The organism is Sinorhizobium fredii NGR234 (genome assembly GCF_000018545.1).
In the GTDB taxonomy this organism is placed as follows: domain Bacteria; phylum Pseudomonadota; class Alphaproteobacteria; order Rhizobiales; family Rhizobiaceae; genus Sinorhizobium; species Sinorhizobium fredii_A.
This window is the reverse complement of sequence record NC_012586.1, coordinates 1,381,204-1,402,928: the sequence shown is the minus strand read 5'-3', so window position 1 is coordinate 1,402,928 and position 21,725 is coordinate 1,381,204. Positions and strand designations below refer to the sequence as shown.

The window sequence follows — 21,725 nt, the reverse complement described above, 5'->3', positions numbered from 1 at the left end:
CGCAAGTCAAGCGGCTTTTTGAGTTGGATCGAAGGTTTGCCTGGTCCGGAGCATTGTCCACAGGACGGTGACGCGTCGGCGGGCCAAGGCGATGATGGCCTGGGTGTGATGTTTTCCCTCTCGCCGTTTTCGGTCGTAGAAGGCTTTGGAGAGCGGGTCTCTGGTAGAGACGGCGCAGAAGGCACTCTGGAAGAATACCCGCTTGAGGGCCTTGTCGCCGCCAAATGCGCGGCGCCAGTTCCTGGATTTTCCGGATTGGCGGATGACGGGGGTCAGGCCTGCGGCGCTGGCCAGGGCGTCGGCCGAGTGGAATCGCTCGATGGTGCCGATGTTGGCGATGAGTTCTGCCGACAGCACAGCCCCCATCCCCGGCAGCGAGCGGATGAGGGCGCCGTCAGGGTGGCGCTCGAGCAGGGCCTCCAAGTCGCGGTCGATGCGGGCGATCGCCTCGCGCGCCCGCAGGGCCTCAGCGGCGAGCTCGCGGATCATGTCGGCGAAGCTGGCCTCGCCGGGAACGGCGATGCTCTGGCCCTCGGCGGCTTCGAGGGCGCGTTGGGCCAGTGCCTCGACGGCGTGCAGGTGAGGTGTTCGCTTGAGATGCGCCATGAGCCGTTTGAGGCCGGCCCGGCGGATCTCGGTCGGCGTGACGTAGCGGGTGACAAGGACGAGCGGTCCCTTGGCCGTCAGGTCGAGCCGGCGTTCGAGGCCGGGGTGGATAGCGCCCAGGAGCTGGCGCATGCGGGAGATGCGGCGCGTCTGGTCGTCGCTGAGTTCGCGGCGTCGCGTGACTTTGAGGCGCAGTGCGATGGCGGTCTCGTCGTCTGGCAGGATCGGGCGCAGATCACGCGTCCGGACCAGCTCGGCGATGGTGCGCGCATCGCGCGGGTCGGACTTGCTCTCTCCGCCGGGAAAGCCCTGTCCGGCCCGGTTGACGGCGATGCCGGGCACATGGACGAGACGCAACCCCTCGGCCAGGAGGATGGCCTCCAGGAAGCGCGCCAGCGATCCGGTGATGTCCAGCCCGACCACGACATCGCCGCCGAGGCCGCGCAGGTCGGCGACGAAGCGCTCGATCGCGGCCTGATCGTTATCGACCGCGCGGTCGAGCAGAACCTGCGCGCGCGCATCGAGAGCGCAGGCCCAATGGGTTTCCTTGGCAACATCTATTCCAACGTAAATCTCCATGACCTCGCATGACGTGGCGACCGCGCAGGCCCGGACACGCCGACATCGCCTTACATAGCCATCGCGGGCATCGAGCAATCAGCGGTCGATCCAGGTCGGTGAAGCGGGCGGCTCAGCCGCCGGAGCCATCAAGGACAGCCAGAATGACAACCATACCCGCATCACCTGCGCCTAAGCAGCTTCGCACCGCAGTAGGCACTATGAAAAGGGGTAAGGCGGAATGAGTGAAAGCCGCGTCCTGCTTGTCGACGACGAGGAGGAGCTTCGTCGCTCGAGCGCGCAGGCGCTGGAGCTTGCCGGCTTCCGCGTCGATACCTTCGCCAGCGCCGAGCGGGCGCTCGAATTCATCAGCTTCAGCTTTTCCGGCGTCGTCATCAGCGATATCCGCATGCCGGGCATGGACGGTATGACCTTCCTGCAGCGGATCCGCGAGATCGACCCGGAAGTTCCGGTGATCCTGGTGACCGGGCATGGCGACGTCCAACTGGCCGTGCGGGCGATGCGCGAGGGCGCCTACGACTTCGTCGAGAAACCTTTTACGGCGCAGGCGCTCGCCGGCACCATCCGGCGCGCCCTCGACTGGCGTGGCCTCGTGCTCGAAAACCGACGCTTGCGGGCCGTCGCCGGAAAACGCGACGACATCGAGCAGCGCTTGCCCGGACGAAGCCAGGTCATGGTCGACCTGCGCTACCGGGTGCGCGCCATCGGCGCATCGGACGCCGACACGCTGATCATCGGCGATACCGGCGCCGGCAAGGAAGTCGTCGCCCGCGCCCTCCATGATCTGAGCAGCCGGGCAAACAGCCCTTTCATCGCCATCAACTGCGCCGCACTCCCCGAGAACCTGATCGAAAGCGAGCTCTTCGGCCATGAGCCCGGAGCCTTTCCGGGTGCGCTCAGGCCACGCTACGGCAAGTTCGAGCACGGGCGCGGCGGCACGATCCTGCTCGACGAAATCGGCTCGATGCCTGTCGATCTCCAGGCGAAATTCCTGCGCGTGCTGCAGGAAAGGGTGATAACCCGGCTCGGCTCGAACGAACACGTGCCGCTCGACGTACGCTTCATCGCGACCAGCAAGCTGGAACTGGAGCCGGAGGTCGCCGCGGGACGCTTCCGCGCCGACCTGCTCTATCGACTGAACGTCGCGACGCTGCGCGTCCCGTCTCTGGCGGAGCGTCGCTCCGATATCCCGTTGCTCTTCATGCAGCTCGTGCGAGAATCCGCCGCCCGCTATGGCCGCGATGACATCGAGATCTCGCCGACGCTCGCCTCTGAAATGGCAACCCGCGATTGGCCAGGCAACGTCCGCGAACTGCGCAATGCGGCCGAGCGCCTGGTGCTCGGGCTGGAAACCGATGCAGCCTCGCCGGCAAACGGCTTGCGCCTCGCCGACAGGGTCGCGGCTTTCGAAAAAAGCGTCATCGCCAGTGCGATCGCGGCGCATGGCGGCGCACTGAAGCCGGTCTATGAATCGCTCGGCATCTCACGCAAGACGCTTTACGAGAAGATGCAGAAGCTAGGCCTCGACAAGAAATCGCTGACGGATGAGGCGTAGGGCGAGGTGGTATCGCTCAGCAACACTGCAGCGCGGCGCGTCTTATCAGTCGGGTCTGTCGCACCTTGAATTGCGGCTGCTCTTAAATCGGCGACGATCCAAAAGCAGGCCGCTGGAAACGATTTTCACGCTGTTGCCTTGTCAAACGCGGCAGGAGGCTCCGCAGCGGCGGGAGTGCTTTGTGAACAAGCAGGCAATTGGTAGAAAATCACTGCCCCTTCCGTCTTGTCGAGATACTGCATGAGCGCCGTTACGAGGTGATAAAAGACGGAAGCCGGGACTTCGGGCGCGACGACCCTGCCCTTTTCGTCGATGCGGTCGATCCACATGCCGAGCGGGGCCGGGTCGATGTGCCAGCGGAACAGGTGGCCAACGCGCGCCTCGATCTCCGGCTTGAGGTCCGGACCGCCTGTGCCTTCGAGCGCGATCGCGGCCTTGATCGCCTCGGCCTGCGGCCAGCTGCGCGAGATGAGATCGAGCGGAAGGGCAGAGCGCGAGACGGCGCCATAGGCCAGTCCGGTCGAACGGTTGAGGCCGTTGGCGATCGCGGAGGCGTAGAGTTTGCGGGCAAAGGGGATCAGATCGGTCTGCCTGCTTTTGGAGACGAACTCGACGAGCAGCGAGGCCCATTCGAAGTGATGGCCGGGCTCGGTCCACTGGCCCTTCTCGCCCGTCGCCGGTCTCCAGGCATCGTCGAAATATTCCCCGAGGGTCCAGCTATCGACGTCGAAGAAGTGGCTGCGGAACAGGTCGATGATGCGGGCAGCCCGGCGCAGATAGCCGCGCTCGCCGGTCGCCGTGTGCCAGGCCAGGAAGGCTTCGAGCAGGTGCATGTGCGGGTTCGTGCGGCGCAGTTCGGTGCCGTCGGAGGTCTCCAGGAAGCCGGTCAGCCGCTCGTCCTCCAGATGCGCGTCGAGGAAGGCGAAGGTCTCCTGGCCGAGCCGCAACGCGTCCGGATTGCCTGCCTGATAGGCGTATGCGAGGGCGAGGAGGACGCAGGCATGATCGTAGGCGTCCTCGCAGGCGTCGGCGATCGTGCCGTCGACATGAAGCACCCGCGCCCAGCCGCCGCGTCTCGTACGGCCCTTCTGCATGAATTCGATGCCGTGCGCGATCAGCCGATCGGCATCGCCGTTCCAGCCGCGCAGCTTAGCCACGGAAAAGGCGTAGACCTGACGGGCCATGGTACGCATCCGCTTCGGTCTGATCAGCGGAGCGGCCTCGAAGCTCAGCGTTTCGTGGAAGCCGCCATGGCGCTCGTCGACACCCGCCGTCGACCACAGCGGCAGCGTCTCCTCGAAGAGCCAGTGGGCGACCCGCTGCCGCCAGACGCCGGGCAGCAGCACGCGGTCGTGGGCCGGCGTGAACTTCGTTTCCAGCCGCCCGCTCTTTTCCAGCTGCTCGACGATGCGTTTGACTTCCTGGCTCTTGTCCACCGGCGCCACAAAGGTCGCGTCAGCCGTCGCCACGATCGCGATGTCCTTAAGCCCGATCACCGACAGCAGCCGGCCCTGGCTGCGCAGGTAGGAGTGCTCGCAGTCAATCGCGACGACGTCGCCGATCACCACATTTCCGCTCGCTTCGGTCGGGCTGACGTCGAGCAGCGACTGCCAGGAGCCGAGATCGCTCCAGCGGAAGCTCGCCGGCACCATGGCGATGCCGTCGGCATGCTCCATGATGGCATAGTCGATCGATACCGAGGGGATTGCCGAATAGAGCCCGAGCGGCAGATAGGTGCCCGACACCTCGGTTGCCGCCGCCGCGAAGGCGCGTTCCGCCTTTTCCCAGATTGCCGGCTGATGCTTCCGGAACGCCGCGCGCATGGTATCGGCGCGGAACAGGAAGATGCCGGCATTCCAGTAGAAGGTTCCGGCCGCGACATAAGCCTTGGCCGTCTCCAGGTCCGGCTTTTCGACGAAGCGCGCCACGTCGCGGACATCGCCCTCTCCGCTTGTCTCGATATAGCCGTAGCCTGTTTCCGGCTGGCCCGGCGGGATGCCGAAGATGACAAGCCTGCCGGCTTCGGCGGCCGGCACGCCCTTTTCCACGGTTTCCCAAAACTGCTCGTCCGTTGAAATCTCGTGGTCGGAGGGCACCACCAGAACCAGGCCGTCGCCGTGGGCGGCGATGGTCTCGAGTGCGGCTACCGCTACGGCAGCCGCGGTGTTGCGGCCGATCGGCTCGAATATCGCGCGGCCGCCTGCCAGATCGATGTTGGCCATATCGGTACGCACTCGTTCGGCATGGCGCTCCGAGGCGATCAGATGCACCGGCGTGTCGCCGGCCGGCCGCGCTCTCAGCCGCAGCAAGGTCCTGACCAGCATCGAACCGTTGCCGGCAAGGTCATGGAACTGCTTGGGATTGTCCTCGCGCGACAGCGGCCAAAGCCGCGAGCCGACGCCGCCGCTCATTACAAAACAGGAAATCCGCGCAACCATTCTGTCGCCCCTTTCGTTGCCGCCGGCAGCTAGATGGTCTGATTGTAGGCACCGACCTCCGCATGCTCCCTGAGCACGCCGTCGACTGCCGCGAACATGGCGCGTTGGCGCGCTTCCGAGACCGGGCTTTCCACCACGACGACAAGCTCCGGCTTGTTGGAGGAGGCCCGCACCAGTCCCCAGGTGCCGTCCTCGACCACCACGCGGACGCCGTTAACGGTGACGAGGTTGGCGATCTGCTGGCCCGCGACCGGCAGCCCGTCGCGCTGCATCGTCCTGAACCGCTCCACCACACGCTCGACCACGGCATATTTCACTTCATCGTCGCAATGCGGCGACATGGTCGGCGAGCCCCAGGTCACCGGCAGCGACCGGTAGAGCTCAGCCATGCTCATGCCTGGATTGCGGTCGAGCATCTCGCAGACCGCGAGCGCGGTGATCAGCCCGTCGTCATAGCCGCGCCCGAGAGGCGGGTTGAAGAAAAAGTGCCCCGACTTTTCGAAGCCCGCCAGCGCGCCGAGTTCCGCGACTCTGCGCTTGATATAGGAATGGCCCGTCTTCCAGTAGTCCGTGTGGGCGCCGCTTGCCTTAAGCACCGGATCTGAGGCGAACAGACCGGTCGATTTCACGTCGACGACGAACACCGAGTTGGGATGCAAAGCGGAGAGATCCCGTGCCAGCATCACGCCGATCTTGTCGGCGAAAATCTCACGGCCTTCGTTGTCGACCACCCCGCAGCGGTCGCCGTCGCCGTCGAAACCCAAGCCGACATCGGCGCCGCTTTCCAGCACCTTGTCCCTGATGGCATGGAGCATCGCCAGGTCCTCGGGATTGGGATTATAATGTGGGAACGAATGGTCGAGCTCGCAGTCGAGCGGAATCACCTCGCAGCCGATCCTCTCCAGCACATGCGGTGCAAAGGCGCCGGCCGTGCCGTTTCCGCAGGCCACAACGACCTTCAGCTTGCGGGCGATGCGCCTGTCGCGGGTGAGATCGTCGATATAGCGCTGCCGGAAGTCCGCGATGAATTCATAGGCGCCGCCACCGGTCAGGTCGAAGTCGGCCTCCAGCACAATCCTTTTCAGCTCCGCCATCTCGTCGGGTCCGAAGGTCAGCGGCCGAGCCGTGCCCATTTTGACGCCGGTCCAACCGTTCTCGTTGTGCGAGGCGGTCACCATCGCTACCGACGGCACGTCGAGCGCGAACTGCGCGAAATAGGCCATCGGCGACAGTGCCAGGCCAATGTCGCGGACCCGCGCGCCCGCAGCCAATAGCCCGCTGACCAAGGCGAGCTTGATGCCCAGCGAATAGGAACGGAAATCATGTCCCGTTACAATCTCCGGGCCGGCGCCCGAGCGCCGCATGAAGGTGCCGAGCCCCATGCCCAGAGCCTGCACGCCCATCAGGTTCAAATCCGGCGCCTTCCCGTCATCCGGGCGACCGAACCACCATCGCGCGTCATACTCCCGAAACCCTGTCGGCCTTATCAAAGCACTCGTTTCAAGGGTAAACCGGTCCGGTCCGGATTCGTGTAGCGGCTCGTAAGACGAGCCTGGGTCAATACGAGCAAACTCCACCTGCGCCATCTCGCTCACCGTCAGTTGTTGAAGAAGTTAACAAACGCGTGGTCGCAGCAGCCCTGGCTGGTCCAGTGTCCCAACCTTGGCTGAGAACATCTGGCTGGCTTTATAAGCCACCTCTGTCCTGTTCGTGGCCCCCAGCTTTTTCATGATGTTCCGGATGTGCACCTTGACAGTGCTCTCATGCAGGTTGAGATCATAGGCAATGATCTTGTTTGCCTTGCCGCGCCTGAGCTCCTGGATGACCTCTTCTTGTCGGTGCGTGAACATGCCCGCGCCAGGCCGTGCCAATTCCTCGCCGGCGCCTGCGACGGTTCGCCCGAGGACACTGCTGGCGGGAACGAACGTGCCCCCTGCCAGCGCTAGGCTTATGGCCTTCACACAAACTTCCAAGCCTATCGTGGATGGGACATAACCTCGGGCCCCGCTCTCCAGCGCGCTTAGGACTTGTTCCAGCTCATCAATATCGGACAGTACCACAATGGGCTTCGGGCTAAACTCCGTCACCAGCTGCGCTATGTCGGCCGCAATGGCAGGATCGGTGACTTTTCGGCTACCTATGTTTATGAGGATCGCCGCCACAGGTAGGTGAAGATCATTGTCCTTCTGCCATTCATCAATTGATCCGAAGGCCAACACCTTAAGACCGACGCCGTGCAGCACCAGGCATTGGGCAAGACATTCTCTATCGAGCGTGCGATTGTCCAAAATGAGCAGAGCCGACTCCCTCTCCGGCTTGTCGCGGGTTTGATTGAAGTCCTTCTCAAGTAAAGAGTCGTCGAGTGGCTTAAAATCTAGAGGGGTATTGTCGTAAGAATGATTTACAGAAGGCATAGTATACTCTCCCCGATACATCAGTTTCTTAAACCGGGAGGGCGGCGTTAATGCGACTTGTATTTGTATTCCAGAGGCGCATCTTGCAAATGGGACCCGGCATGATCACTAAATAAAACATGGTTTCAAAATACTATATTTTCCCGGTTCAATTAAATTCTAAAATGCAAAACGCATACGTTGCATAAAGGCGCAAAGTGATTTTAGTTAAGCTGGTCTTCTGTGTATGAATGCGGATTCAATAAAAAGCGACTTAGGGCTTTTCGGTCTCGCCAAAAGCTCCGGGCCAAATGCCTGCGGAAATGTGACGCAAAGGCCATTTGCGCGACACCTCCTTCCTCTACGCTTGCATGATACATCGAGTAGAATTCGACGTAAGATTGCTAAAATGTACTAATGCGAATTCAGTATCGGGCTTTCTTGAGAGTCTGGATTAACTGGCCTACAGCGCCGCCGCCGTATCACCTTGAATTGCTGCGTGTTTTCGCCCTCAAATCGAGGTTGATTTGAGGGAACACGCAGTAACGCTCACCCGATGAAAGACGGTAACTAAGTCACCCTTTACTCCGAACGGTTCGCGCCCCAATGCACCCTGCCGGGCGTCGATATCAGCCATTAGGTGCAGATATGTCTCAGCGATCACACGCCAGGAAAAGGCTTTTGCTCGCGCTCTGGCTTTGTCTATCAAGCGGCGACGCAGCCCGTCCTCGGTGCAAAGGCGGTTGATCGCATGGACCCAAGATTCAGCATCTTCCGGGTCGGCGTAGAGGACGGCGTCAGCACAAATCTCCGGCAGACAGGGAGCGGTCGAGGCGATAAGAGGACAACCAAATGCCATGGCTTCGATGGCAGGCAAACCAAATCCTTCGATGCGGGAGGGGAAAAGGAAGCATAGCGCCTGCGAAAGCGCTTTGGCCAGATCGTCATCACTGACACGGCCTAGAAGTTGGAGATTCGCTGGTCTCTGCGGTGCAAGTTGCTCCAGCAAAGCAGGGTCCACGTCTCCAGCCATATACAGATCGAGCCCCATCCGATCCAACGCAGGAGCGAGTTTCAGAAGAAGTTCTGTGTTCTTGTATTTCTGGCGCTGGCCAAGGCAAAAGACGAAAGGCCGCGGGCCCACGGAGATGGAAGATCGAGCGGGATCCCATCGAGCGACATGATCGCTGCCATTGTAGGTGATAGCAATTTTTTCCGAAGCCGCCACGCGAAGGCCCACGATGTGATCGCGCGAGAAGGCCGATACGGTCGTGATCGCCGCCGCTCTGCGCCCCAGGACAGGCAGCACCAACCTGTGCGTCCAACGAAACAGTCGCCCGTAGCTTTGCGGCATTAAGCGTGTATGTAAGTCGTGAATGCATACGATCTGTCGCCGCACTGCCACCGGAGCGAGGTTGCAGAAGCTCAGCAATCCGCCCCTCACGTTTAAGGGCAATTGCGCCTGCACCCAGAACTGGGGCAGCCTGGGTCGACTGTACTCCCGCACCACTCGCACCGGGATCGAGTTCAAGCGGAAATCTCCAGGCGGTTCTTGGGGCGCGACAATAACTAGTTGGAGTCCTTGCGCCAGCGGGTGATGCTCCATCATCAGCGTGTCGAGCGCCAGGGTCACTTCTCGTGCATAACGGGCAACTCCATTTGGCGACAAGCCGAGAAAGTCGCCGTTGATGGTCCAGGTTCGATGGCCATTCGCAAGAAAAGCTTCGAGAGGTAGACCTTCCTTGTGACGTTCCGGCCACACCTCGTATGATGGCGCCGCCATCGCCGGAATGCTGGGCGGCACTATGGGGTCAACGCTACTGAAATCGGCCATCTCTACTACTCCACCCGGCGACAACGGCAGTGGTCCAGCGCGAGAGGCGCCTTCGATGACCAGGCATTAGCTGTCGTCGAATGGGCGGCGTCAATCGCTCGGCCGTTTCGTCGTCAAGCAGACGAATATCGGCTTTCGTGCAGTGAGAAGCTATCTCTACACGTGCGTTCTCGAAACAAAGCCATTCGGCGTAGCGCGGCGCGCGCCGAAACGTCGTCAACGTGCTGCCCTCGGCAATCTTAACGTCGACGGGCAAGAGCCTCAGTCAAACGATGGTGGCGAGGAAAGCCTTTCGGCTGAAACCGCTCGTACGGCCCCCGCCGGAAACGAACCAAGCAGGCATTTGCGGCTCACCCAAAGGCTGAGTGTGCACCAGGAGCGGGGGGCAGTGGTTTGCGCTAAGCTTGAATGCCTCTGTGATGTGAGTGATGGCGAACTATGGAACGCTCGTGGACTATCAACGGACGCTTTCTGGCGCAACCGGTTACGGGTGTCCAGCGATACGCCCATGAGATCCTGCATGCCTTGGACGAACTGCTCGTCGAGCAGCCACCGACCGCCAGGGGGCTCCGGATCGAGCTGCTCGTGCCCGTAGAGACGAGCGTCCCTTCCTTGAAAGCGATTCACAGTCGCACCGTCGCGCCAATGTATGGGCAGCTCTGGGAGCAAACGGCGCTCGCAAGTCACGTTCGAGGCGGGCTTCTCAGCTTCTGCAATACCGGCCCGCTGAAGGTTCGCAAGCAGATCCTGTGCATACACGATGTAAACACGCGCACCTGTCCGCAGAGCTATTCGCTTCCGTTCCGGCTGCTTTACGACTTCTTGATCCCTATTCTAGGCCGGAGCGTCGCGGCAATCGCTACCGTCTCCGACTACTCTGCCGGCGAACTCGTCCGCCATCGAATATGCAAATCAGCCAAGATCACCGTCATTCCAAATGGGCACGAGCACGCGACCCGCTGGAAGCCGCGGCATTCCGAGCCGACGCAGGCCGTCGCAGGACGGGACACGATCGTGGTCGTTGGAAGTGCAATTCCACACAAGAACATCGCTCTAATCATCGGCATGGCCGAAAAGCTTGCCTCCGTGGGTTTAAAGATAGCGGTGGTGGGCATGTCAGACGCCCGCGTTTTCAAGGTCGCGGGTCAACAGGCTTCGTTCAGCAATGTCACTTGGCTGGGAAGGCTTTCGGACGAGGAACTGGCGGCGCTGCTGCAGGACTGTCTCTGCCTCGCGTTTCCCTCTTTCGTCGAAGGTTTCGGCCTGCCTCCGCTCGAAGCCATGGCTCTCGGGTGCCCAGTGGTCTCATCGGATCGCGCCAGTTTGCCGGAGATCTGTGCCGGAGCCGCGCTCTATGCTTCTCCTGAGGATCCCGATGCTTGGTTCGAGCGCTTCATGCAGGTGCGCAACATGCCTGATGTGCGCGAAACGATGATTAGGCTCGGCAAGACGAGAGCGTCGCACTACCAGTGGAAGGCTTCGGCAGGCCGATACCTCGAAACAATGGCCGCCTTGGACGGGCTATCCGTGCCGTCCCGTGAGGCCGTTGCCGTCTAACGTCTGACGTGAAAGCTTTGAGCGATTGCAAGGGCCTTGAGCATCGCCAAGTCGAAGCGGTCTTCCGAGAACCTCGCCGCATTGAATCGGCACGCCTGCGGTGTGATCAATGTCTCGTTCCGCTCGAAGACTTCGATTGCCTCCTTAAGGCACTCCACCGACTGGCGGCCGAAGAGGATGCCAGTCGGGTCCTCGATGTCGCCGAACGGCCGTACAATATCGAACGCGCCCCCGCGACCGAAAGCGACCAATGGCGTCCCGCAGGCCTGCGCTTCCGCCAGAGCGATTCCGAAATCCTCGCATCCAGCAAACACCATTGCTTTGGCCTTGGCGACGGTTCTCACAAATTCTCGTCGTGGCAGGTAGCCTGTGAAGACGACATTGGCGCCCGCCATGGAACGGAGACCCTGCGACTGTTGGCCCTCTCCCACCACAACCAGCCGCCGGGAAGGCATGTCGTTGAAAGCCTTGATGATGAGATCCGTGCGCTTGTACGGCGCAAGGAAGGATGCCGTAACGTAGTAGTCGTCCTTGTCGGCGACAAATTCGAGCTCGTCGATGGCGACGGGCGGGAACACGACTTGGGATTCCCGGCCATAGATGCGCTGGATCCGCGAGCGTACATAGCTCGAATTCGCCAGCATGAGATCCGGTCCGTGGGCGGTTCGCGTATCCCAGGTCCTCAGGTGATGCAACATATAGCGGTAGACTAGACCCTTCGGACCAAATCCGAGCCGGCCCTGCTCCAGATAGGAAAACTGCTCGTCCCATGCATAGCGAATGGGGCTGTGCACATAGCACAAATGCGGCTGATCAGGCCGTGTAATGACGCCGCGCGCGAAAGCAGCGGAGGACGAGATGACGGCATCGTAGCCAGTGACATCGAATTGCTCGATAAGAAAAGGGCAGAGGAAAAAAAGTGCGCGGTAGTAGCTCTGCACCATCGGCAACCGATTTGCGACCGAAGAATGAAATGCAACGTCCTGGAAATATTGGTCCTTTATGTCCTTCGGCAAAAAATCGAACAGGGTGAAGACCTCTGCGTTCGGGAATATCTTACATATGCGTGAGAGCACACGCTCACCACCACGAAAATCTGGACACCAATCGTGTACGATGGCGATCTTTGCGTTGCGATCCGCCAGAGCGAGCGGCAATTTGCTGCCGACTCGCCTCTGCAGTCCCTTTGGGCGGGCTATCGTTTCCAGTTCTGCCCGGCGCATATGATGCATATGGCAACCCCCGCTCTGCAACTCGGGCTCCAGTATCTCCACGTAATGCTGATCTGGAGCAAGCAACCAACAGCTTGGGTTCGGCGGCTGACCCCGGCAAGCTGACAATCGGGGGTACGCCCTTTTGTGCTGCGCAGCGGGCATAGTCCAATTGCCTATGGTGGCTACGTCTGACGGCTCAATTCCAAGCGCCTCTATAGCCTTATTCGCAGGCTGTGTGATCGCTCCCGCAAGCCTAGGATACCCGAACTCTGGGCCGCGAGAGGCCTGCGGTTTGTGTCGGCGTGGGAGAACGAGCAATTGATGAGACTGGTCGTGATCATTGCGACCTTCGGTCGGAAGGAGCAGCTTGCCCGCCTTTTGAAGTATCTCGAACGGCAAGAAAGGCTGCCGGACGAAGTGATCGTCTCGGCGCCCGACGAGGAGCACGTAGGGATCTGCGAAAGGGGCAGCTTTCCGGTCTCAACTGTCTTCGGAAAGCGCGGCCTGTGCGCACAACGTAACCACGCGCTCGATCATGCGTTGAAGCACTATGATGTAATAACCTTCTTCGATGACGACTTTATTCCACAGGACAATTATCTCCGACTGCTCGAAGAGGCGTTTCAGCAGCATCAGGACTGGGCGGTGGTAATGGGGCACGTCGTGAAGGACGGCGCTCGGTCGGCAGGCCTCAACTGGGCGGAGGGGCTTCAGGTCCTGGCGGTCGAGCGAGAGCAGATATCTATTGAATCGAAAGTCGTTGATCATGTCGGCGCCTATGGCTGCAACATGTCAATCCGAGCGAAATTTATTGGCGATTTGCGCTTCGACGAGCGGCTGGTTCTTTACGGCTGGCAGGAAGACATCGATTTTACAAGCCAGCTGAGGCGACATGGCCGCGTCATCGGTCTAAGCACGCTGCGCGGCGTTCACCTCGGGCTCAAAATGGGCCGCGTGAGTGGCGAGCGCTTCGGCTACTCTCAAGTGGCCAACCCAATCTACCTGATAAGAAAAGGTACCGTGCCGGCAGGTTTCGCGCTGCCGCTAATGGGACGCAACATCGCCGCCAATCTTGTGCGCAGTCTTTGGCCGGAGCCATATGTCGATCGGCGCGGGCGACTACGCGGAAACCTGAGAGCCCTCGCACATGTATTAAAGGGACGCATCGAGCCCGAATACATTCAGCATATAGCCGCAGCGGAGGCCAGATGATGCACAAGCTGCTACGCGCACCCAGCCGACACAAGCGACGGAATAAGAAGGAACCCCGTTGCCCTGACACGCAGTTTCCTTGGACGGCTCGCGTTTCGACAAGCAGCATCGGGCGCTCGCTTCGCTCCCTCGGTCTCGCGGCCGCGCTTTCCGTCATCGCGATCGGCACGCCGACCATCTCCATGGCCACTGAGGAATATCTCCTCGGACCGCAAGATAAGGTCCGTATCAAAATCTATGAATGGCGCGCCTCACGTGATCAGATTTTCCAATGGACCGGATTAAATGACGACTTCACGATAAGTGCGGGAGGATCATTGTCACTGCCCTTCGCCGGCGAAATCCGTGCTGCCGGTCTTACTCCGAGCGGTCTCGCCTATGCGATCAGCGATGAGCTGATGCGCAATATGGGACTGGGAATGCGCCCGGACGCATCGGTTGAGGTAGTTCAGCATAGGCCCTTCTATATAGTCGGGCATGTGATGCAGCCGGGAGAATTCCCTTACAGACCGGACCTTACAGTTCTCCAGGCGCTCAGCATTGCCGGCGGCCTGAGGATGAGGGAGGAGAGCATTGCCAGATTCGAGCGGGAGGTGATCCAAGGACGGGGAGACGTCAACCTCCTGGCGCTTGAAAACACCAGCCTCCTGGCACGCAAGGCCCGATTGGAGGCCGAGCTTAAGAATGCTGAAAACATTCAGTTTCCACCCTCCTTGGTTGCGCGTCAGAATGATCGGGCAGTCGCGCTTCTGATGGAACAGGAACAGTCGATATCCCGGGTTCGTCGTGAAGGGATGCAGACACAGGTTCGTGCGCTTGAGAACCTCCGTGAGTTCCTGGAAAAGGAGCTCGCGTCGCTAGATGCACAGCTTGTCTTCCACGACAAACAGATACGCTCGATTCAGAAAGAGCTAACGGATGTCTCATCCCTGGTGTCCAAGGGCCTGGCGGCCGCTCCACGAGAGATGTCGCTCGATCGCGCGCTCACGCAATATCAAAGTGAACGGCTGACAGCTGAAACGAGCCTGCTTCGCGCGCGCCAGGAGATTAGTCGTACCGAGATCACTATTCTGGAGTTGCGTAACCGGTACACGAACGAAGTGACCGTGACATTGCGCGAAACGCAAGCAGAGCTCGATGCTCTCAGTCGCAAGGCAGAAACAGCGATACAACTGCTCCACGAGTCGGAAATCGCCGCGCCGCGGCTTTTGGCCCTTCGGGCGAAGGCCGCCAGGGCAAAGCCGGTCTATACGATTGTTCGAACCGCAAACGGCCGGAGCGAAGAACTGCCAGCAACCGAGTCAACCGTGGTAAGACCCGGTGACACGCTCAAGGTGGAAATCCCCATGCCCGATCTCGAGGATTTTGGGGAAATTGGGCCCGCCTCGGTGATTTCGGGTATTACTACACTTTCGATTGATCAAACGACATCTAGAGAACCAAACGTTCAGTGAACGGCTTTTTTGCCCGAAACTGGCACGTATAGCGAGCGGCTTATGTCTGCCGCGCGGGTGGCCAGACTTTCTTGTCGAACGGTAGCTTCGTTTCCAGGTGCCGAAGATCTTCTCGATCCGGCCACGAATGCGGTGGATCAGTTGGTTCCAGGCCTCAAGGCGGGCCAGTTTCGTCCCGTCCCCACATGCCGGTGGCGACGATGCGTGGCGTTCCACCCTTGTCACGTACCGCGTCGCCGAAATGGTTGCCGCGATAGGCGCTGTCGGCAAACACCTCGCCGGAATTGTCAGGCAGAGCATCGGGGCCGGCCTTGCCGTCGTTGATGTTGGCGGGCGTGACGGCGATCTCCTCGACCAGGGCCGTATCGGCGTCGGCACCGAGATGGGCCTTGAAGCCATGAACCGCTGGTCGGTCCATATTGCCTGACCCAATGGCCCTCTTCATCATCCTCGCTGGCCGCGGCGATGATCGTTGCATCGACAACGTGCCGGTCTTCGCTTGGATCGCTTGGCCTCGAGCTGGCGGGTGATCGCGTCGAACATCGTCTTGTCCAGACCATGAGCGACAAGGCCTTTTCGAAAACGCACGAAAGCCGTTCACTCCGGTGTCGGCTCTTGAGCCGAAAACCCGCAGAACCGTCGGAACGATCCTCGGTCGTCCAGCGCCTCGGCAAGCTTGACGTCGGACAAGTCGTACCAGATCGACAGCAGCATCACTTTGAACAAGGCCTCTGGCGGCCAGGCAGGCTCGCCCTTCGCAGAGCAGGAAATCACACAAAGGGCCAGATCGATCGGCACCAGTCAATCAGTTTGGCAAGCGCATCCAAAGACGAATTGCTGGCCGCGATCAACGGCAAACCCCAACTTCTCCTGACCCATGCGCCGACGTGACATCGCATCCCTCAATCCATTGTATTGATTGAGGGAATCATAGGATCAATACGCCAGTCCAGACACCCGCGCACAGGTCTCCTAGGATGCCTGATCGAACCTCATGACCGCTACAGCCGTCCGGGCCAGAATGGCCAGATCGGACAAAATAGACCAGCTTCGTACATATTGCGCGTCAAGGGCAACTCGGCGCGAATAGTCGACATCGTTCCTGCCGCTTATCTGCCAAAGGCCCGTCAGCCCGGGGCGGGTCTTCAAGTATTCTTCCGCGGTGGAGCCGTAGCGGCATAGCTCCTCGGCAACGATAGGGCGCGGTCCCACGCAACTCATCTCGCCCCGCAGAACGTTCATGAGCTGCGGCAACTCATCGAGGCTGGACTTCCTCAGAATCTTGCCGAGCAGCGTAACGCGCGGGTCGTGCTTGAGTTTCTGGGTCGCCCGCCACTCCTCGGCCGCTCGTGGATTGCGGGCAAGATACTCCTCCAGGACCTTGTCCGCATTCTCCACCATCGTGCGGAATTTGTAGCAATCGAACGGCCTGCCATTGAAGCCGATGCGACGATGGACGAACAGGATCGGACGGCCGATCATCACGGCGACGAGGAGCGCCACTATCAGCATCAATGGCATTGCAAGAATTAGAGCCACCGACGCGACGGTGAGGTCCAGCGCTCTCTTGGGCCATTTGCCAAGCGGACCGACATACTGTTCCTGCGCGGGTCCGGTGGCCGCAGCTTGGTTCTCGGCAGCCGCGGCGGTCCGAGTGCTGAAATCGAAGCCAAGCCGATAAGTCCGCTTGGAACTCGACCACTCTCGCGAATCTACGCCGGGAAACAAAAAGTGGCGCACTGTAATTAATGCGGGACTGCCACCTGAATTCCTTGAGACGGTTCTGCGACGGAACGGGTGAATATCCGGAGTGTTGGCTGTCATGATCTTCAGCGATGTCCACGGAAATCTTTGACAGCTATTTTTCCGCCGCGGCCCCCTACGCGGCAAGAAAGGCAAAGGGCGTAATGCTTGCCGCAATCGCTTCTGCCGCTTACTCCTAAGTCCCTATCGCATACCCGCTTCGAATGCGGCTCGACGGTCGCTCCACACCAGTCTGATGCCGCCCATCCCGACTAAGCGCTCTGTTGATCCCATCCTTTGGATCATCGTCTGATAGCAGAGATCTGCCATTTGACCCGCCTCAAGCAGATCTTTTTCTACGGCAAAGGGATCCAAATCAAGCACAGCCAAATTCGGCGGATCGCGGTGCAGATCTCGGCTCTATTTGGATCTGGACGGGAAATGGGTCCTGCCGAAACCGGCGCTTGCTTGCGCTTGCGTCGATTTAAGACGGTGGCTCTCGTTCAGAGGCCGCTCGCCTCGGCAGCGTGACGGCGCAGATCGTGCGCGACTGGTTCGTGCGGTTCAACGAGCGCGCTCCCGATGGGCTGACCAACGGAAAAGCGCCGGGTGGGGGGACGGACGAAGCTGAACGACGCGCAACGGCACGCGCTCGCGAAGATCGTCGCAAGCGGTCCGATCCCTGCTATCCACGGTGTGGTATGTCGGGGGGACTTCCCACCGTTTAACAAGCGGATTTTTGAGCGGCCAGAGAGGGGTCGAAGGTGGTGCCAGTTTTGAGCATGGCGCAGGCGACGGCGAGGAGGCGGTCGGCGACTGATCGCAGGACGCGACCGTGGCTGTGACCTCGGCTTCGAAGGGCGGCGTATTTCAAATGGCTTGTGAGGTCGTGTTGAACGGCGACGCGCGCCCAATGGTACATGGCGTTGGCCAGTCGGTCATGGCAGGCCTGTCTTCTGACGACGATGCAGCTCTTGCCCGAGCGCTTGGTGACCGGCGCGACTCCTGTCAAGCTGCGCAAGGCGGCGTAGTCACGTCGCTGCAGGGCATCGAACGCTTCTGCGAGCAGCGTGGCGAGGACAACCCTTCCCACTCCCGGCAAGGATGCGAGGATCTCCACGTCATGCTGCTTCTTCTGCCCCGGCTCCACCTGCGCGGTTGCGATGAGGCTGGCGGTCAGGCCATCGAGCCGATGATGCGCCTGTTTGAGCTGCCGGTTGACGAGGCGGATGCAGGCAATGAGCGTGGTGACGTGGGCGCTGGCGGATTCGTCGGTTCCGGCGGCGACCTTGAGCGGGCGCGCGCAATGTATCGAGCACAGGGGGGGCGTCGAAGCGGCGGATGCGATGGCGCTTGAGAAGCTTGGCGATCGTCGCCTCGCGGATGCGCGCGGCTTTGTCCGGCGTCGGCACGGTGTCCCAGAGATCGAGCAACCACTCTGCCCCGAGGTCGTTTTCGAGCTCAAGCAGTGCGGGGAAGTAGCGCCAGAGCTGCTCGCGCATACGGTTCGTCAAACGGTTGCGCTCGGCGCTGAGGTCTTCGGCGATGCGCGACCACTCGCGCAATTCGATGACGACGGGGTCGGAGACCGCGAGCAACCGAAAGCAACGCGGATCGGTGCGCAGGGCGGAAGCCATCACCTCGGCATCGCGGCTGTCGTCCTTGGCACCGCCAGGGTGAAGCGGTCGCGGAAACGATCCATTTGCTTTGGATTAATGGCATGCACCTGAACCCGCGCTCAATCAGCGTCTCGACCACGGGGCCGTGCGGCACCTAGATTGCGTCCTGGATTTCGTCCCCCTCAACCGCGCCGCTCGCCGCCATCAGCCAGGCCGCCATTTCGGCGAGCCCTTCGCCGCCGTGCCTGAAGACCCTTTCGCCGATTTTTCGGCCATTGCCGTCCGTGAGGAACACATGATGGCTCTCCGACGCCCAGTCGACGCCAGCGTAACAATGTCTTTGATCAGTCATGCCTTCTCCCCGTTCGAGCATACGAGCCACCGCGATCTTCGCCGATCCCTGTACTGGCGCTCGGAAAAGCACAGGTCCGGCGCGAACTCCCCACGCGGCATCGATCACGGCCAATCCGACGGGGCACGTGTCCCCCCAGGTGCTCGAGGCCGACGAATCGGCTCGGTTCAGGAAGGCTACGCCAATTCGGGCCGTCGCCCATGGTGCACGCCACGTTCCGCCACGCTTCACGTCGCGCGACCCACGTCGAGCATCCTAAGAACCGCATGAGAAGGGTACAGGGGCGCAAGGACCTCGTTCAGTGGCTGTTTTGAGGACTTCCCGATATCCATCGACGAAACCACGAACGGACGCGAACTGAAAGCTATGGGCTTTGCGAAGTTGTCGGCTATGCCTCGGCACGATGCCCAACGAACTTGAGGGAGAGGTTTTTAAGAAGACTTCCCTGCCGGCAGAAATCAAGGCGACATGCCCGCCAGGCACGGATTTCGAGATCTAGTGGGCGGCGGAAGACAGAATAGGCCAGAAGAACAAGATCACCCAGCGTAGGGTGCGGCGAAGAACCCGACCTTCCGCACCGCATGATCAGGGCACCATGTGGGCCTTCATCTTCGGGCGATCTGCCCGAAGATGGGTAAGGGCGCCGGTTTCGTACTTCGGTATTGTGACACCGGGGCCATGTAGGAACACGTCGCCGAGTTCAGCCAGGCCGTCGATGGGGTGCGCATGCCTTCCTGATACTCGATCAGTCCGGAAACTCAAGGTGCCACCAAGGCTGGTAATGCGAGAGCTCCTTCATGCGCGACAACTGGCGGCTCTCCGACCGTATGTTCAAAGACTGCGAGGACATCGTCGCCCACTGCTGCGCCGCATGGAACAAGCTGGTCGACAGCCATGGAACATCATGTCCATCGGCCTCTGCGACTGGGCAAATCAGTCATGATCGGCGCCCGTTGGTATTACGAGCACGGCGAGGCGCGTCATTGAGGCTCTATAGGATCGACGACGAGGACCTGCTGTGCGGCTTCTACAGCGTTTCCATTCAACGCGCCGCTTGGGTGGCACGGCTGCGATATTGTCTTGTCGAGACACTACGAACCTTGGTCATGATTACGCCTATCACATTGGTCTTTGTGACCTGCAATACTCGCGAAAGCTCGGCGACGAGTTCGAACGGAGTTTTTCCCCACTCAGTAACGATGAGCACCCCGTCGAGCACGGAAGCAGCTGTCAAACCGTGCACTCCAGACGCCAACGCCGGTAGGTCAACAATGATGACCTCGTAGCTATCGAGTTCGTCGAGCAATTTTTCCATGTTCTTGGGCGTAATCAGGCGATGTGCAGCAGACACCTCACTTGGCAATAGATCGAAATACTGCCCTGGAACGAATTTGATTTGCTCTCGTATGTCATCCAGGTTCTCGTCGGTCGATGCCCGAGCATAGAGAAGGCGGTTGGTCAACGCAGAGTGGAAGACATCGGCATCGATAACGAGCGTTCGCACTCCGGAGGCCGCATACAACGCCGCGAGATTGCTCGCAACCGTGCTCTTTCCCTCACCCGGCGCGACCGATGTGATTCCGATACAACGCAATGGGTGCGCCACCTCGGCCATGCTAATGGCGGCTTTTGTGCTTCTGAGACTTCGGCTGAACGGAGACTCTGGGCGTTTGAGCACGTCATCCAGCTGACCAAAGCCTCGGAAGAAGCGCGCCGCTGGCAATTCGCCGATGCAGTCGAGGCCCAGCTCATCCCTGATTTGGCGTGGCGTCCGGATCGTCCGGTCCAGCGTGTGGCGTGCAAAAGCAAGCCCGACACCAGCCATCAGCCCCGCCAGCACGCCCAAAGCTAGCACCAACTTCGTCCGCGGATAACTTGGAGCGAGCGGTCGCGTGGCCGGCGTGATAACGCGGGCGTCCGCGATCAAAAACGGTTGTTGGTTCACAGAATTCGTAAAGCCAGCCAGAAGGCTTTCATACATCTTGCGGTACGTCTCTGCGGTGACCTCAAGTTCCTCGAGAGTGGGGCCGCTGGGCGTTGTACTCTCCCCTTCTCCAGACGGCGCGACTTGCCCGTCGACGATCGGTGCTCCCGGTTGACGGCCGACACGGTAGTCATGTTTAGCGCGAAACTCTTGAGTAATCTGCGTGGCGAGGTTCATTTGGACACGTACTTCCTCGATGCGTTTCTCAAGCCACTCCACGCCTTCTCGTGCAGCTGCAGCTCTCGTCTCCAGTTGTTCGCGAACGAACGCTCCCGCCGTCGCATTGGCGACTTTTGCCGCCAATTCTGGATCCAAAGAGTTGAAAGTTATGTCGATCGCATAGGAGACGCCAACGCGCTGGACGCCCAAGCCTTGACTGAAGGTTTCAACCACCCGGCGCCTGCGTTGAAATTCCAACAATTCTGCCGTGAGTTCCGATGTTTCCGCTGCGTCTGGGGCAGTTGACGGGGGCGGCGCTGTAGGAGGTTGCGTAACCTCGTTGAAAGCGAACGTTTCGACGGCCATCCCTGCAATACGCTCCAAACGTACCGTTAGGCTCGGGCTATGCAGGGGCTTGAAACTTGGATCGTCGACAAGGCCCAGTTCATCGATCACCATTGAAGCGATCTTCTCGGACCGCAGGACCGCGAGTTGGGTTTCAACTTGGGAAGTGTCCAGCGACAAATTGATATCACTGGATTGCTTCTGTAGCAGTTCGGGGATTTTCGGCTCGATGAGAATTTGGGTTCGGGCCGTGAATATCGAATCTGTCGTGGCAACGTAGAAGACCGCGCCAAGCAGTCCAATGAACGGACACGACATGATCAGAAAGATACGCTGCCGGATAAATGACGTGATATCCGCAAAGCGGATAAAGTCGGAATCGCTATCCGGCCTGTATGGGTTGCTTTGCTTCGCCGCTGCCGACCACTGACTCTCTAGCATTGCTTCCGCCCGCATTCATCTACAATCCCGGGAATTTGCTGCGCAGATCGGAGCCACATTCCCACTACAGCCGGCTGGGATATCGCTAGTGGGCGTCTCGACCAGTTGCGCATATCCGATTTGGGCATGCGGAGTATCCATGCACGTCGATTGCCAGCCTGCGACTATCCGCGCCGTCGCTGTTCAGATTAGCTTCGCGGGGGGGATCCGAAAACTCCGCCAAATGGCGTAAGCTTGCCC

The 21,725-nt window shown here is 60.3% G+C and carries 17 protein-coding genes; 4 read left to right on the top strand and 13 right to left on the bottom strand.

Annotation, left to right across the window (positions count from 1 at the left end; all coding sequences use genetic code 11):
• Positions 1-6: 6 nt before the first annotated feature.
• Entirely contained in the window at positions 7-1,185 is a 1,179-nt protein-coding gene (locus tag NGR_RS06660) for an IS110 family transposase (protein ID WP_012706504.1), read from the bottom strand.
• A 220-nt stretch (positions 1,186-1,405) separates the two neighbouring features.
• Between NGR_RS06660 and NGR_RS06655 the strand changes: the two genes are divergently transcribed.
• Positions 1,406-2,740 (top strand): sigma-54-dependent transcriptional regulator, encoded by a 1,335-nt coding sequence (locus NGR_RS06655; protein ID WP_015887487.1) that lies wholly within the window; start codon positions 1,406-1,408, stop codon positions 2,738-2,740.
• 125 nt (positions 2,741-2,865) lie between these two features.
• On the opposite strand, the gene NGR_RS06650 is transcribed toward NGR_RS06655, so the two are convergent.
• The 4 genes from NGR_RS06650 to NGR_RS06635 all read right to left on the bottom strand — a co-directional run bounded on the left by NGR_RS06650 (position 2,866) and on the right by NGR_RS06635 (position 9,405).
• The gene (locus tag NGR_RS06650; RefSeq protein ID WP_015887486.1) at positions 2,866-5,178 is read right to left on the bottom strand and encodes an AGE family epimerase/isomerase; all 2,313 of its coding nucleotides are present in this window, start codon (positions 5,176-5,178) and stop codon (positions 2,866-2,868) included.
• A 29-nt stretch (positions 5,179-5,207) separates the two neighbouring features.
• Positions 5,208-6,764, bottom strand: coding sequence for a phosphomannomutase/phosphoglucomutase (locus NGR_RS06645; protein ID WP_015887485.1), 1,557 nt, complete (start codon positions 6,762-6,764; stop codon positions 5,208-5,210).
• A 27-nt stretch (positions 6,765-6,791) separates the two neighbouring features.
• The gene (locus NGR_RS06640; protein ID WP_015887484.1) at positions 6,792-7,592 is read right to left on the bottom strand and encodes a response regulator transcription factor; all 801 of its coding nucleotides are present in this window, start codon (positions 7,590-7,592) and stop codon (positions 6,792-6,794) included.
• Positions 7,593-8,082: 490 nt separating this feature from the next.
• Positions 8,083-9,405: a glycosyltransferase family 4 protein gene (locus NGR_RS06635; RefSeq protein ID WP_015887483.1), complete on the bottom strand. Its 1,323-nt coding sequence runs from the start codon at positions 9,403-9,405 to the stop codon at positions 8,083-8,085.
• A 438-nt stretch (positions 9,406-9,843) separates the two neighbouring features.
• Here NGR_RS06635 and NGR_RS06630 point away from each other — a divergent pair, with 438 nt between their 5' ends.
• Entirely contained in the window at positions 9,844-10,962 is a 1,119-nt protein-coding gene (locus NGR_RS06630; RefSeq protein ID WP_015887481.1) for a glycosyltransferase family 4 protein, read from the top strand.
• Here the strand turns inward: NGR_RS06630 and NGR_RS06625 are convergent.
• Positions 10,959-12,194 carry a glycosyltransferase family 4 protein gene (locus NGR_RS06625; RefSeq protein WP_015887480.1) on the bottom strand — a complete coding sequence of 412 codons (1,236 nt, stop codon included), beginning with the start codon at positions 12,192-12,194 and terminating at the stop codon, positions 10,959-10,961. The genes NGR_RS06630 and NGR_RS06625 overlap by 4 nt on opposite strands.
• Positions 12,195-12,497: 303 nt before the next feature.
• On the opposite strand from NGR_RS06625, the gene NGR_RS06620 reads away from it, so the two are divergent.
• Both NGR_RS06620 and NGR_RS06615 read left to right on the top strand, forming a co-directional pair.
• Positions 12,498-13,388, top strand: coding sequence for a glycosyltransferase family 2 protein (locus NGR_RS06620; protein ID WP_015887479.1), 891 nt, complete (start codon positions 12,498-12,500; stop codon positions 13,386-13,388).
• Entirely contained in the window at positions 13,385-14,842 is a 1,458-nt protein-coding gene (locus NGR_RS06615) for a polysaccharide biosynthesis/export family protein (RefSeq protein ID WP_015887478.1), read from the top strand. Before NGR_RS06620 ends, NGR_RS06615 begins: the two co-directional genes overlap by 4 nt.
• Positions 14,843-14,996: 154 nt before the next feature.
• On the opposite strand, the gene NGR_RS33030 is transcribed toward NGR_RS06615, so the two are convergent.
• From NGR_RS33030 to NGR_RS06590, 7 genes are all read right to left on the bottom strand, one after another.
• Positions 14,997-15,260: a transposase gene (locus NGR_RS33030; protein ID WP_015887477.1), complete on the bottom strand. Its 264-nt coding sequence runs from the start codon at positions 15,258-15,260 to the stop codon at positions 14,997-14,999.
• Positions 15,261-15,439: 179 nt separating this feature from the next.
• Complete coding sequence (locus NGR_RS33025; RefSeq protein WP_015887476.1) at positions 15,440-15,640, bottom strand: transposase; 201 nt, start codon at positions 15,638-15,640, stop codon at positions 15,440-15,442.
• 174 nt (positions 15,641-15,814) lie between these two features.
• Positions 15,815-16,666, bottom strand: coding sequence for a sugar transferase (locus NGR_RS06605; RefSeq protein ID WP_015887475.1), 852 nt, complete (start codon positions 16,664-16,666; stop codon positions 15,815-15,817).
• Positions 16,667-17,309: 643 nt separating this feature from the next.
• The gene (locus tag NGR_RS33020) at positions 17,310-17,705 is read right to left on the bottom strand and encodes a transposase (RefSeq protein ID WP_164923937.1); all 396 of its coding nucleotides are present in this window, start codon (positions 17,703-17,705) and stop codon (positions 17,310-17,312) included.
• A 1-nt stretch (position 17,706) separates the two neighbouring features.
• Positions 17,707-18,222, bottom strand: coding sequence for an IS110 family transposase (locus tag NGR_RS33015; protein WP_015887472.1), 516 nt, complete (start codon positions 18,220-18,222; stop codon positions 17,707-17,709).
• A gap of 136 nt (positions 18,223-18,358) precedes the next feature.
• On the bottom strand, positions 18,359-18,556 hold the full coding sequence (locus tag NGR_RS33010) for a transposase (RefSeq protein WP_015887471.1): 198 nt from the start codon (positions 18,554-18,556) through the stop codon (positions 18,359-18,361).
• Positions 18,557-19,598: 1,042 nt separating this feature from the next.
• Complete coding sequence (locus NGR_RS06590; RefSeq protein WP_164924088.1) at positions 19,599-21,485, bottom strand: Wzz/FepE/Etk N-terminal domain-containing protein; 1,887 nt, start codon at positions 21,483-21,485, stop codon at positions 19,599-19,601.
• Positions 21,486-21,725 lie beyond the last annotated feature (240 nt).

Coding starts and splice junctions, on each gene's coding strand:
- NGR_RS33010 (WP_015887471.1), bottom strand. CDS start 18,556: ATGACTGATCAAAGACATTGTTACGCTGGCGTCGACTGGGCGTCGGAG.
- NGR_RS06630 (WP_015887481.1), top strand. CDS start 9,844: ATGGAACGCTCGTGGACTATCAACGGACGCTTTCTGGCGCAACCGGTT.
- NGR_RS06615 (WP_015887478.1), top strand. CDS start 13,385: ATGATGCACAAGCTGCTACGCGCACCCAGCCGACACAAGCGACGGAAT.
- NGR_RS06625 (WP_015887480.1), bottom strand. CDS start 12,194: ATGCATCATATGCGCCGGGCAGAACTGGAAACGATAGCCCGCCCAAAG.
- NGR_RS33030 (WP_015887477.1), bottom strand. CDS start 15,260: ATGGACCGACCAGCGGTTCATGGCTTCAAGGCCCATCTCGGTGCCGAC.
- NGR_RS06660 (WP_012706504.1), bottom strand. CDS start 1,185: ATGGAGATTTACGTTGGAATAGATGTTGCCAAGGAAACCCATTGGGCC.
- NGR_RS06605 (WP_015887475.1), bottom strand. CDS start 16,666: ATGACAGCCAACACTCCGGATATTCACCCGTTCCGTCGCAGAACCGTC.
- NGR_RS06590 (WP_164924088.1), bottom strand. CDS start 21,485: ATGCTAGAGAGTCAGTGGTCGGCAGCGGCGAAGCAAAGCAACCCATAC.
- NGR_RS06620 (WP_015887479.1), top strand. CDS start 12,498: ATGAGACTGGTCGTGATCATTGCGACCTTCGGTCGGAAGGAGCAGCTT.
- NGR_RS06655 (WP_015887487.1), top strand. CDS start 1,406: ATGAGTGAAAGCCGCGTCCTGCTTGTCGACGACGAGGAGGAGCTTCGT.
- NGR_RS06645 (WP_015887485.1), bottom strand. CDS start 6,764: ATGGCGCAGGTGGAGTTTGCTCGTATTGACCCAGGCTCGTCTTACGAG.
- NGR_RS33015 (WP_015887472.1), bottom strand. CDS start 18,222: ATGGCTTCCGCCCTGCGCACCGATCCGCGTTGCTTTCGGTTGCTCGCG.
- NGR_RS06640 (WP_015887484.1), bottom strand. CDS start 7,592: ATGCCTTCTGTAAATCATTCTTACGACAATACCCCTCTAGATTTTAAG.
- NGR_RS06650 (WP_015887486.1), bottom strand. CDS start 5,178: ATGGTTGCGCGGATTTCCTGTTTTGTAATGAGCGGCGGCGTCGGCTCG.
- NGR_RS06635 (WP_015887483.1), bottom strand. CDS start 9,405: ATGGCCGATTTCAGTAGCGTTGACCCCATAGTGCCGCCCAGCATTCCG.